Genomic DNA, 14,004 nt, shown 5'->3' with positions numbered 1-14,004 from the left:
AACCGATCCAACCGATCCAACCGACCCGACTGTCGTGACAGACCCGGCACGCCGCCGCTGTGAGGAGACAGAGAAGATGACCCGATCCACTGTCGAGGACGTCTGGCCGCTGTCGCCGTTGCAGACAGGGCTGCTCTTCCACGCCTCCTTCGACGCCCAGGGTCCGGACGTCTACCAGGGGCAGCGGACGCTGGAGCTGGTCGGGCCGCTCGACATGGACCGGTTGCACGGGTCGTGGCAGGCGCTGCTCGCCCGGCACGGCGCGCTGCGGGCGAGCTTCCGTGGCCGCAAGTCGGGCGAGGCGGTGCAGGTCATCGCGCGCGAGGCCGTGCTGCCCTGGCGCACGGAGGACCTCTCAGGGCTCGGGGAGGACGACGCCGTCACCGAGGCCGACCGGCTGGCGGCGCGCGAGCGCTCGCAGCGGTTCGACCCGGCGGTCGCGCCGCTGCTGCGGCTCCTGCTGCTCCGGATGGGCGACGAACGACACCGGCTGGTCCTCACCAGCCACCACGTCGTCATGGACGGCTGGTCCATGGCGGTGTTGTTCAACGAGCTGCCCGCCGTGTACGCGGCGGGCGGTGACACCCGCGCGCTCCCCAGGACGACGTCCTACCGCGAATACCTCGCATGGCTGGGCCGACAGGACAAGGAGGCGGCGCGCGCCGCCTGGCGGGCGGAGCTGGCCGGCCTCGACGAGCCGACCCTCGTCGCGGCGGCGGACCCGGCGCGGACACCGGTCGCGCCGGAAAGCATCATCATCCGGCTCTCCGAGCAACTGACCTGCGAGATGGGCAGGTTGGCGCGTTCCCATGGCCTGACGGTCAACACGGTCGTGCAGGGCGCGTGGGCGCTGGTCCTCGCGCGTCTCGCGGGCCGTACGGACGTGGTGTTCGGTGCGACGGCCGCCGGGCGTCCCGCAGAGCTGCCGGGTGTGGAGTCCATGGTCGGTCTCTTCATCAACACCCTGCCGGTCCGCGTACCGCTCGACGGCGCGCAACCCGTCTCGGACATGCTCGCCACCCTTCAGAACCGCCAGGCCGCGCTCATGGCACACCAGCACCTCGGCCTCTCCGAGATCCTGAAGTCGGCGGGCCCAGGCGCCGCCTTCGACACGATCGTGGTGTACGAGAACTACCCCCGCCCCCCTCGGGAGGAGCCCGCCCCGGACGCGTTCACCCTGCGTTCCCTCGGCGAGCGGGAGGCCGCCCACTACCCGCTCACGCTGGTCGTGGCTCCCGAGGGCGAGCGGATGGCAGTCAAACTCGACCACCGCCCGGCCCTGTTCGACCACGCCACCGCGCAGTCGGTCGTCGAGCGGTTTGTGCGGGTGCTCGAACAGATGGTGGTGGATCCGTCGGTGCCGGTGGGTCGGGTGGAGGTGACGGATGCTGTGGAGCGTGGGTTGGTGGTGGGCACGTGGAGCGCGACGGTGGGGCGGGTGTCGGGTGTGTCGGTGCCCGGGTTGTTCGCCGGGCAGGTGGCGCGTGAGCCGGGCGCGGTGGCGGTGGTGGATGGTGGAGTCAGGCTGACGTATGGGGAGTTGGCGGGGCGGGCGGGTCGTTTGGCGGCGTATTTGGTGGGGTTGGGTGTGGGGCGGGGTGATCGTGTCGCGGTGGTGATGGAGCGGTCGGCTGATGTGGTGGTGGCGTTGTTGGCGGTGTGGGAGGCGGGCGCCGCCTACATTCCTGTGGACCCGGACTACCCGGCGGACCGTATCGCATACGTGCTGGCCGACGCCGCCCCGGCGGCGGTGGTGTGCACCGACGGCACACGCGGGCTGCTGCCCGAGGACACGGAGGCAGGGCCGGTGGTCGTCGTGGACGACGCCGAGGTGGCGGCGGCGATCGCCCGGTGCCGGTCGGGACAGAGGGTTGCTCACGTGACTGCGGAGGATTTGGCGTATGTGATGTATACGTCGGGGTCGACGGGTGTGCCGAAGGGTGTGGCGGTGCCGCATGGGAGTGTGGCTGCACTGGTCGGGGACGCGGGTTGGTCGGTGGGTCGTGGTGATGCGGTGTTGATGCATGCGCCGCACGCTTTCGATGTGTCGTTGTTCGAGGTGTGGGTTCCGTTGGTTTCCGGGGGTCGGGTGGTGGTGGCCGGTCCGGGTGTGGTGGATGCGCGGGGGGTGCGGGAGGCGGTTGCCGGGGGTGTGTCGGCGGTGCATGTCACGGCTGGTCTTTTCCGGGTGCTGGCGGAGGAGTCTCCGGAGTGTTTCGTGGGGTTGCGGGAGGTGTTGACCGGCGGGGATGTGGTGCCGGTGGGGTCGGTGGCGCGGGTGCGTGAGGTGTGTCCTGAGGTTGTCGTGCGGCATTTGTATGGGCCGACGGAGGTCACGTTGTGTGCGACGTGGCATGTGCTGCCGGTGGGCGCCGGGGGTGGGCCTGTGCTGCCGATCGGGCGGCCGCTGGGAAACCGGCAGGTGTATGTCCTGGACGCCTTCCTGCGTCCGGTCCCGCCCGGCGTGGTGGGGGAACTGTACGCGGCGGGTGCGGGACTCGCGCAGGGGTACCTGCACCGGCCGGGGCCGACGGCGGAGCGGTTCGTGGCGTGCCCGTTCGGCGGGGGCGGGCGGCGGATGTACCGGACGGGGGATCTGGCCCGGTGGTCGTCCGAGGGTGAGTTGCTGTTCGTTGGGCGCGCCGACGAACAAGTCAAGGTCCGTGGTTTCCGGGTGGAGTTGGGGGAGGTGGAGGCGGTCCTTGCCGGGCATCCTGCGGTGTCCCAGGCCGTGGTGGTGGCTCGGCAGGACGGTTCCGGTGCCGGCGACAAGCGGCTGATCGGGTACGTGACAGTGGACAGCCGAGACATCGACGCGCTGGAGTTGCGTACGTATGTGGCGGACCGGTTGCCGGAGTACATGGTCCCGGCGGCGGTCGTCGTCCTGGACGCGCTGCCCCTGACCGTCAACGGGAAGGTCGACCGCGCGGCGCTTCCCGCGCCGGACTTCGCCGCCCGGGTGATCGGACGCGAACCGCGCACCGAAACAGAGCGCATCCTCTGTGATGTGTTCGCCGAGGTGCTCGGTCTGGAGCGGGTCGGGGCCGAGGACGGCTTCTTCGAGCTGGGTGGCGACTCGATCAGCTCCATGCAACTCGCCTCGCGCGCCCGCCGATCGGGCCTGGTGGTGACACCTCGGCAGGTCTTCGAGGAGAAGACACCGGAACGGCTCGCCACGGTGGCGGAGGTCGCCGTGACGGCGGCCACCGCGCACGACTCCGGTGCCGGTGAGGTGCCCTGGACGCCGGTGATGCGGGCGCTCGGCGAGCGAGCCGCCCAGCCGCACTTCGCGCAGTGGGTGGTGGTCGGAGCCCCGGCCGGGCTCGGCCTCGACGTCCTGGACACCGGGCTGAGCGCCCTACTCGACACGCACGACATGCTGCGGGCCCGCACGCTGCCCGGTGAGTCGAAGCTGAACGTCGGTGCGCGCGGTTCGGTCGACGCGGGGCGACTGGTCTCCCGCGTGGACGCGGTGCACGCGGCCGACGACGCCCTGGACGGGATGGCCGGACGGGCGGCACAAGCCGCCGTGGACCGCCTCGACCCGGTCTCCGCAGTGATGACCCAGGTGGTGTGGGTGGACGCAGGGCCGAGGCGGGTCGGCCGACTGGTGTTCGTGGCCCACCACCTGGTGGTGGACGGGGTTTCCTGGCGCGCCCTGGTGCCGGACCTGCGGGCCGCTTGCGAGGCGGCGGCCGCCGGGCGCGCCCCGGAGCTGGACCCGGTGGGTACGTCGTTCCGGCGCTGGGCGGAGCTGCTGACCGCGCAGGCGACCGGTGAGCGGCGGACCGCTGAGCTGGACGACTGGCTCGCCCTCCTCGGTGACCGTCAAGCGCCCCTGGCTACACGGCCGTTGAGCGCCTCCCTCGACACTGTCCGGACCCTGCGTCAGCGGACCTGGGTGGTGCCCCCGGAGCAGGCGGCCACGCTGGTGGGCCGGACCACGGCCGCCTTCCATTGCGGTGTTGATGACGTGCTGCTCGCGACTCTGGCGGGGGCTGTCGCGCGGTGGCGGCCGGATGCCGCCGCAGGGTTTCTGGTCGATGTCGAGGGGCACGGACGTGAGTCGCTGGAGGGGGTGGATCTGTCGCGTACGGTCGGCTGGTTCACCAGTGCCCGTCCGGTGCGGCTGACGGCTGCGGGAGTGGACTTGTCGCAGGTCCTTGCCGGTAATCCCGCCGCGGGCAGGCTCTTGAAGGCGGTCAAGGAGCAGGTGCGCGCGGTGCCGGGCGACGGGCTCGGCCACGCGCTGCTGCGCCACCTCAACCCGGAAACCGCGCCGGCCCTCGCGGCGGCTCCGGTCCCGCAGATCGGCTTCAACTACCTCGGCCGGTTCGCCGCCGCCACCGCCACGACGACGGCCCCCTGGCGGATGACCGGTGAGACCGCGATCGGCGGCTCCGTCCACCCCGAAACACCCCTGCCACACGTCCTGGAAGCGACCATCACCGTCCAGGACACCGCGGACGGTCCGCGGTTGGCGATCAGGCTGAGCTGGCCCGGCGGCCTGCTGGACGAGGCGGAGGCCGAGCGGCTGGGGCGGGCCTGGGTGGCGATGCTCTGCGGGCTGGCCGCGCACACCGAGGAGAGCGGCGCGGGCGGACACACGCCCTCGGACTTTCCCCTCCTCGACGGCCTCACCCAGGACGGCGTCGAGCGGCTGGAGGCGGCGGTGCCGGGGCTGGCCGACGTATGGCCGCTGTCACCGCTGCAAGAAGGCATGCTCTTCCACGCCACCTTCGACGGCGAGGGCCCGGACGCGTACCAGAGCCAGCGTGTGCTCGCCGTGGACGGACCGCTGGACACGGACCGGCTCCGCGCGTCGTGGCAGCGGCTGGTGGCCCGGCACGACGCGCTGCGGGCGAGCTTCCACCGCCTGCCGTCCGGTGAGGCCGTGCAGGTCGTGGCGTCGGACGTCGAACTGCCCTGGCGCGAGACCGACTTGTCCGGCCGTACGGAGGACGAGGCTCTCGCCGAGGCGGAGCGGCTCGCCGCCCGCGACGCGGCCGAGCGCCTCGACCTGACGGCGCCGCCCCTCCTGCGGCTGCTCCTGATCCGCCTTGGTGAGGACCGGCACCGCCTGGTCGTCACCAGCCACCACATCGTGGCGGACGGCTGGTCGACCCCGCTCCTGCTGAACGAGGTGTCCGAGGCGTACGCGGCGGACGGCGCCGCCCCCGCGCCCGACCGGGCGGCGTCGTACGGGGACTACCTGGCGTGGCTGGCCCGGCAGGACAAGGAGGCCGCGCGGTCCGCCTGGCGTGCCGAGCTGGCCGGGGCCGACGAGCCGACCCTCGTCGCCCCCGCGGACCTGGGCGGGGCGCCCGTCCCGACCGAGGAACGCTCGCTGCGCCTTACCGGAGAGACCTCGCGCGCCGTCACCGAACTGGCCCGCGCCCAGGGCCTGACGGTGAACACGGTGGTGCAGGGCGCGTGGGCGATGGTCCTCGCACGCCTCGCCCGGCGCACGGACGTGGTGTTCGGCACCACCGTGGCGGGACGGCCCCCGGAGCTCCCCGGCGTCGAGTCGACGGTGGGCCTGTTCATCAACACGCTTCCGGTGCGCGTACAACTCGACCCTCGGGAACCGGTGCTCGCGATGCTCGCCCGGCTCCAGGAGCGCCAGACCGCGCTGATGGCGCATCAGCACATGGGGCTGACGGAGATCCAGGCGGTCGCCGGGGCGGGCGCGACCTTCGACACCATGCTGATGTTCGAGAACTATCCGCGCAGCGCACCCCTGCTTTCCAGCCCCAGCCCCAGCCCCAGCCCCAGCGCCGGCCCCGGCTCTGGCGTCGGGGGCCCCGGCCCCGGCCGAGAAGGCGGCGAAGTCACGCTCGCCCAGGCGGCCAGCCGCCTCGGCACCCACTACCCGCTGGCCGTAGGCGTCGTCCCGGACGACTGCCTCGGCGTCCGCCTGACCTACCGGCCGGATGTGTTCGACGGGCGGCGGGCCCTGCACGTGGGCAGGCAGCTGGCCCGCGTCCTCGACCGGCTCGCGGCCGATCCCGCGCTCAGGGTCGGTGACGTCGACCTGCTGGAGACGGCCGAGCGCACCACGGTGCTCGACCGGTGGAACGCCACCGACCGGCCCGTGCCCACCGCGACCCTGGGGGAACTGTTCGAGGCGCAGGCACGCCGCACCCCCCACGCGCCGGCCGTGATCGCGGCGGACCGGCAGTGGACGTACGCGCAGCTCGGCCGCGCCGCCGACCGGGTGGCGCACCAGGTGCGGGCGCACGGCGTGCGCCGAGGCGACCTGGTGGGTGTGGTGATGGAACGCTCGGCCGACGTGGTCGCGGTCCTGCTGGGCGTGTCCAGGGCCGGAGCGGCCTTCGTGCCGGTGGACCCGGCGTATCCCGCGGAGCGGATCGCGCACGTGCTGGCCGACGCCGGCCCCGCGCTCGTGGTCTGCACGGCCACGACCGAGCCGGCACTTCCGGCGGACGTACCCCGGTGGGTGCACGGCACCCCCGGCACGCCCACGCCGCACACCGGCCCCGCACACCTCGCCGAGGACGGCAGGAGCGGCGCGACGGACCCGGCGTACGTGATCTACACGTCCGGCTCGACCGGGACACCGAAGGGCGTCGTGGTCACCCACGGCGGCATCGGCAACCTGGCGGCCGGCCAGATCGAGCGGTTCGCCGTACGTCCCGACTCGCGCGTCCTGCAACTGGCTTCGTGGAGCTTCGATGCCGCCGTCTCCGAGATGTGCATGGCGCTCCTGTCGGGGGCGGCGCTCGTGGTGGCCGGCGCGGACCGCCTGCCGCCGCACGGCACGCTCGCGGACGTCGCCGCCGAGTTCGCGGTGACGCACATGACGGTGCCGCCGTCGGTCCTCGCGACGGTGGACGCCCTGCCCGACACCGTGTCGACCCTGGTCGTCGCGGGCGAGGAGTGCCCGCCGTGGCTGGCCGAGCGCTGGTCGGACCGGCGCCTCGTCAACGCGTACGGCCCGACGGAGGTGACCGTCTGTGCCGCGATGAGCGAGCCGCTGCGCGCGGTGGGCCACGGCCCGGTGCCGGTCGGCCGGCCACTGGTCAACAGCCGGGCCTACGTCCTGGACGACTTCTTGCGGCCGGTCGCCCCTGGAACCGTCGGCGAACTGTACGTCGCGGGCCCGGGCCTGGCCCGCGGCTACCTCGACCGGCCGGGCCTGACGGCACAGCGGTTCGTGGCCCGCCCCTTCCACGCGCCCGGCGACACGGGCCGGATGTACCGGACGGGGGATCTGGCCCGGTGGTCGGCCGAGGGTGAGTTGCTGTTCGTGGGGCGTGCGGATGAGCAGGTGAAGGTCCGGGGTTTCCGGGTGGAGTTGGGGGAAGTCGAGGCGGCCCTTGCCGGGCATCCTGCGGTGTCCCAGGTCGTGGTGGTGGCCCGGCAGGACGGTTCCGGTCCCGGCGACAAGCGGCTGATCGGATATGTGACAGCGCACAGCCGAGACATCGACGCGCAGGAGTTGCGTGCATATGTGGCGGACCGGTTGCCGGAGTACATGGTCCCCGCGGCGGTGGTCGTCCTGGACGCGCTGCCGCTCACGGTGAACGGGAAGGTGGACCGGGTTGCGCTTCCCGCGCCGGACTTCGCCGCACGGGCGGTCGGACGCGAGCCGCGCACGGAGCCGGAGCGCATCCTGTGCGGGCTGTTCGCCGAAGTCCTGGGCCTGGAGCGGGTCGGGGCCGAGGACGGCTTCTTCGAGCTGGGTGGCGACTCGATCAGCTCCATGCAACTCGCCTCGCGGGCACGCCAGGCGGGCCTGGTGGTGACACCCCGGCAGGTCTTCGAGGAGAAGACACCGGAACGGCTCGCGCAGGTCGTGGCGGCGGTCGGGCAGGAAGTCGCGGTGGACGACACAGGCGTGGGCGAGGTGCCCTGGACACCCGTGATGCGGGCGTTCGGCGACCGCGCCACGCGTGCCGGATTCGCGCAGTGGGTGGTCCTCGGCGCTCCCGCCGGCCTGGGCCTCGACGTACTGACCACCGGACTGGGCGCGGTCCTGGACACGCACGACATGCTGCGGGCCCGCACGGTGCCGGGCGAGCCGAAGCTGATCGTCGGTGAGCCCGGCGCGGTGGACGCGTCCGCCCTGGTGTCCCGCGTCCCGGCAAAGACCCACGACGACGTCGGCGACATCGCGGAGCGGGCGGCGCGCGAGGCCGTGGAGCACCTCGACCCGGCCTCCGGTGTGATGGTGCGCGCGGTATGGGTGGACGCGGGACCGGACCGGTACGGCCAACTGGTCCTCGTCGCACACCACTTGGTGGTGGACGGCGTGTCCTGGCGGGTGCTCGTGCCGGACCTGCGGGCCGCCTGTGAAGCGGCGGCGGCAGGGAACGAGCCGCGGCTGGAGCCGGTGGGCACCTCGTTCCGGCGCTGGGCGGAGCTGCTGGCCGCGGAGGCCACCGGCGAGCGGCGGACCGCCGAGCTCGACGACTGGCTGGCCCTGCTCGGGAAGAGTCACGTGCCGCTCGGGGAGCGGGAACTGGACCCCGGCGCGGACACCGCGCGGACCCTGCGCCGCACGTCGTGGGTGGTGCCCCCGGAGCAGGCGGCCACGCTGGTGGGCCGGACCACGGCCGCTTTCCATTGCGGTGTTGATGACGTGCTGCTCGCGGCCTTGGCGGGGGCTGTCGCGCGGTGGCGGCCGGATGCCGCCGCAGGGTTTCTGGTCGATGTCGAGGGGCATGGACGTGAGTCGCTGGAGGGTGTGGATCTGTCGCGTACGGTCGGCTGGTTCACCAGTGCCCGTCCGGTGCGGCTGACGGCTGCGGGAGTGGACTTGTCGCAGGTCCTTGCCGGTGGTCCCGCCGCGGGCGGGCTCTTGAAGGCGGTCAAGGAGCAGGTGCGCGCGGTGCCGGGCGACGGGCTCGGCCACGGGCTGCTGCGCCACCTCAACCCGGAGACCGCGCCGGCCCTCGCGGCGGCTCCGGTCCCGCAGATCGGCTTCAACTACCTCGGCCGGTTCGGGACGGGCGCGGGCCCGGCGGGCGACCCCTGGCAGATGACCGGTGAGACCGCGATCGGCGGCACGATCGACCCCGAAACGCCCGCCACCCACGTCCTGGAGGCGGGTGCGGCGATCCGCGACACCCCGGACGGGCCCGAGCTGACGCTCACCCTGAGCCGGCCCGGCCTGCTGGTGACGGAGGCGGAGGCCGAGCGGCTGGGCCGGGCCTGGGTGGCGATGCTCGGCGGGCTGGCCGCGCACACCGAGGAGAGCGGCGCGGGCGGACACACGCCCTCGGACTTCCCGCTCCTGCGCACCCTCACCCAGGACGGCGTCGAGGAGCTGGAGGCGGCGGTGCCGGGGCTGGCCGACGTATGGCCGCTGTCACCGCTGCAAGAAGGCATGCTCTTCCACGCCACCTTCGACGAGGCCGAGCCGGACGTCTACGAAGGGCAGCGGGCCCTGGCCCTGGACGGTCCGCTTGACGCCGGCCGGCTGCGCGCCGCGTGGGAGACCGTGCTGCGCAGGCATCCGATCCTGCGGGCGAGCTTCCATCGCCTCACGTCGGGCGAGGCCGTGCAGGTCGTGGCGCGGGACGCCGAACTCCCTTGGCGCGAGGTCGATTTGCGGGGACTCGCACTGCAAGAGGCGCGGCACGAGGCGGAGCGCCTGGCCGAGGACGAGCGGGCGGAACGGATCGACGTGACACGGGCCCCGCTGCTGCGCCTCCTCCTGATCCGCTTCGGCGAGGACCGGCACCGGCTGGTCATCACGAGCCACCACATCACGATGGACGGCTGGTCCCTGCCGGTCCTGATCACCGACCTCCGGGCGGCGTACGAGGCGCACGCCGCCGGTGGCGACGGACGCGACCTGCCGCCGGTGACGTCCTACCGCGACTACCTGGCGTGGCTGGCCCGGCAGGACAAGGAGGTGGCGCGGGACGCCTGGCGGGCGGAGCTGGCCGGCCTCGACGAACCGACGCTGGTCGTGCCCGCGGAGTCCGTACGGGTGCCCGTGGTGCCGGACCGCATCCGGTTCGCGTTCTCCGAGGAGGTGTCACGGGGCGTCGCCCAGCTGGCACGTGACCGCGGCCTCACGGTGAACACGGTGGTGCAGGGCGCGTGGGCGCTGCTGCTCGCGCGGCTCGCCGGGCGCCGGGACGTGGTGTTCGGCGCGACCGTGGCCGGCCGGCCCACGGACCTGCCCGGCGCGGAGTCGGCGATCGGCCTGTTCATCAACACCGTGCCCGTGCGCGTGCCGCTGGCACCCGGACAGCCGGCGTGCGAGATGCTCGCCGGACTCCAGGAACGCCAGGTCGCGCTGATGGCCCATCAGCACGTCGGGCTCACCGAGATCCATCGGCTCGCGGGCCCCGGCGCGGTCTTCGACACGCTCGTGGTCTACGAGAACTACCCGCACCCGCCCGAGAACGCCTCGGCACCCGGCTCCGAAAACGGATCCGCCCCCGCCCCCCTCCATATCCGCCCCGCCGGAACCCCGCAGGACATGGGCCACTACCCCCTGACGTTCGTCGTCTCGCCCGGTGATCCCATGCACGGCGACTTCGTCTTCCGGCCGGACGTGTGCGACCGCGCCCGCGCAGAGGACATGGTCGCGTCGCTGACGCGGATCCTGGAGCAGCTGGTCGCGGACCCGTCGGTGCCCGTGGGCCGGTTGGACGTCGTGGCCGCCGCCGGGCGCGACCTCGTCGTACGCGAGTGGAACCGGACGCGGGAACCGGCGGCCGGCGCGGCGCCGCTGCCCGAACTCCTCGCGCGACAGGCGGAGCGGACCCCGGACGCGGTGGCGTTGAGGGCGGGCGAACAGACGCTCACCTACCAAGAGTTGATGGACCGGGCCGGACGTCTCGCGCGGCACCTGACGAGGCTCGGGGTCGGCCCGGAGCGCCGGGTGGCCGTCGTCGGGGAACGGTCGGCGGCGATGGTGGAGTCGCTCCTCGCGGTGTCGATGGTCGGCGGCGCGTTCGTGCCGGTGGACGCGGGATACCCGGCGGAGCGGATCGCGTACCTGCTGACCGACGCGGCCCCCTCGACGGTGGTGTGCACCGAGGCGGCGCGCGCCGCGGTGCCCGCCGGATTCACCGGCCGGGTCGTGGTGACCGACGATCCGCGGGTGGCGGACGAGGTGCGGCGGTGCGCGGGCGGCCCGCTACGGGACGAGGAGCGCGGGGCGCCGCTGGGGGCGGCCAACGCCGCGTACGTGATCTACACGTCGGGGTCGACGGGGCGGCCCAAGGGCGTCGTCGTCACCCACGCGGGCCTCGGCAACCTCGCGCGGGCGCAGATCGACCGCTTCGCGGTACGGGCGGACTCACGCGTGCTTCAGTTCGCGTCGCCGAGCTTCGACGCGGCGGTCTCCGAACTGTGCATGGCACTTCTGTCGGGCGGCTCCCTGGTGGTCGCCGCGCCGGACGGACTGCCGCCGCGGGTGTCGCTGGACGAGGCAGTGCGCCGGACCGGGGCGAGCCACGTCACCGTGCCGCCGAGCGTCCTCGCGGCCGAGGAGGGGCTGCCCAGGGCCCTGGAGACGCTGGTCGTGGCGGGTGAGGCGTGCCCGCCGGGGCTCGTCGACCGGTGGGCGCGGGGGCGGCGCATGGTGAACGCGTACGGCCCCACGGAGACGACCGTCTGCGCGGCGATGAGCGAACCGCTGCCGCCCGGCCGCGACGTGGTGCCCGTGGGGCGCCCGATGGCGAACGCGGAGGTGTTCGTCCTCGACGAGTTCCTGCTGCCCGCGCCGCCCGGCGTCGCCGGTGAGCTGTACGTCGCCGGTGCCGGGCTCGCGCGCGGCTATCTGGGACGGGCGGGGCTCTCGGCGGAGCGGTTCGTCGCCTGCCCGTTCGCGGCGGGGACGCGGATGTACCGCACCGGGGACGTGGCGCGGTGGACGCGCGAGGGCGAACTGCTCTTCGTCGGCCGCGCCGACGACCAGATCAAGGTACGCGGACACCGAATCGAGCCCGGCGAGATCGAAGCGGTCCTGACCGCTCACCCCGACGTGGTGCAGGCCGTGGTCGTCGCCCGCCAGGATCACACGGAGGGCAACCGCCTCGTCGCGTACGTCGTCGCCGACCCCGCGCGGCACACCGGTGACGGCCCAGCCACGGCGCTGGTCGCCGAACTGACCGCGTACGTACGGGAGCGGCTGCCCGACCCCATGGTGCCGACGGCGTTCGTGCCGCTCGACCGGCTGCCGATGACCGCCAACGGCAAGGTGGACCGGGCCGCGCTGCCCGCGCCGGACTTCGCCGAGCGGGTCACGGCGGGGGCGCCGCGCAACGAGACCGAGCGGATCCTGTGCGACCTGTTCGCCGAGGTGCTCGGTCTGGAGCGCGTCGGGGTCGGCGACAGCTTCTTCGAGCTGGGCGGCGACTCGATCATGTCGATGCAGCTCGCCTCCCGCGCGCGCGGAGCGAAGCTGCTGCTGACGTCACGCCAGGTCTTCGAGGAGAGGACCCCCGAGCGCCTCGCGGAGGTCGCGGGGGCCGTTACGCCCGAGGCCGCCATCGACGACGTCGGGGTCGGCGAGGTGCCCTGGACGCCGGTGATGCGGGCGCTGGGCGAGCGGGCCGCACGCCCCGGCTTCGCCCAGTGGACCGTCCTCGGCGCCCCGGCGGGGCTGGGCACGAGGACGCTGGCGGCGGGGCTGGGCGCCCTGCTCGACGCGCACGACATGCTGCGGGCCCGCACGGTCCCCGGCGAGCCGAAGCTGATCGTCGGCGAGCGGGGATCGGTGGACGCCGCACGCCTGGTCACGCGCGTGACCGCGGCGGACGCGGACACCGACACGGCCCTGGACGAGATCGCGGGCCGGGCGGCGCGCGCGGCGGTGGAGCGCCTGGACCCGGCCTCCGGCATCCTCGCGCGGGCCGTGTGGGTCGACGCGGGCCCCGCACGCACGGGCCGGATCGTCCTGGTGGTCCACCACCTGGTGGTGGACGGGGTGTCCTGGCGGGTGCTCGTGCCGGACCTGCGGGCCGCGTGCGAGGCGGTGGCCGCGGGGCGCGAACCGGTGCTCGACCCGGTGGGCACCTCGTTCCGGCGCTGGGCGGAGCTGCTGGTGGCGCAGGCGGCCGACGAGCGGCGGACCGCCGAGCTCGACGACTGGCTGGCCCTGCTCGGCACGCCACAACCCCCCCTCGGCAGCCGCGAACTCGACCCCGAGCGGGACACCGTACGCACCCTGCGGCACCGGACGTGGACGCTGCCGCCCGAGCAGGCGGCCACCCTGGTGGGTGTGGCCCCCGCCGCCTTCCACTGCGGCGTCGACGACGTCCTCCTCGCCACCCTGGCCGGCGCGGTGGGGCACTGGCGGCCGGACACCGCCCAAGGGCTCCTCGTCGACGTCGAGGGACACGGCCGCGAGCCCCTGGAGGGCGTGGACCTGCTGCGCACGGTGGGCCTGTTCACCAGCGTGCGTCCGGTGCGCCTCGACGTGAGCGGTGCGCACTTGGACGCCGCTATGGCGGGGGGCGAGGCTGCCGGTAGCTTGGTGAAGGCCGTCAAGGAACAGGCCCGGGCGGTGCCCGGGGACGGCCTCGGCCATCAGCTCCTGCGGCATCTCGACCCCGTGACGGGCCCAATCCTGCGGGCCGCGCCGGCCGCGCAGATCGGCTTCAACTACCTGGGCCGGTTCGCGGCGGGCGGCGGTGCGGGCGCGGGCCGGGTCGGGCCGTGGCAACTGGCCGGTGAGAGCGCGATCGGCGGTTCGGTCGACCCGGACATGCCCGCCACGCACGTGGTGGACGCGGTGGCGGCGGTGAGGGACACCGCCGGCGGACCCGAGCTGACGATCACGCTGAGCTGGGCGGGCCGGCTGCTGGAGGAGGCCGACGCGCGGCGGCTCGGCGACACCTGGCTGAAGATGCTGGCCGGCCTCGCCGGTCACACCGAGGACCCCACGGCGGGCGGACACACGCCCTCCGACTTCCACCTCCTCGACCTCGCACAACACCAGATCGACGAACTCGAAGCCGGATTCTCCGTCGACCAGCCATAGCCGCCGGGCACCGGACGCCGTCAGGCACCAGC

At 73.8% G+C, this 14,004-nt stretch carries 1 protein-coding gene; it reads left to right on the top strand.

The annotated features are described in order from the left end of the window. The first annotated feature begins 76 nt into the window (after positions 1-76). Complete coding sequence (locus ACF062_RS36515) at positions 77-13,972, top strand: amino acid adenylation domain-containing protein (RefSeq protein WP_392144141.1); 13,896 nt, start codon at positions 77-79, stop codon at positions 13,970-13,972. Positions 13,973-14,004: the final 32 nt, after the last annotated feature.

This window comes from Streptomyces sp. NPDC015345 (genome assembly GCF_043078805.1).
Taxonomy (GTDB): Bacteria; Actinomycetota; Actinomycetes; order Streptomycetales; family Streptomycetaceae; genus Streptomyces.
Note: the sequence above shows the minus strand (reverse complement) of the source record. Positions and strands in the feature narration are given on the sequence as shown.

Coding starts and splice junctions, on each gene's coding strand:
- ACF062_RS36515 (WP_392144141.1), top strand. CDS start 77: ATGACCCGATCCACTGTCGAGGACGTCTGGCCGCTGTCGCCGTTGCAG.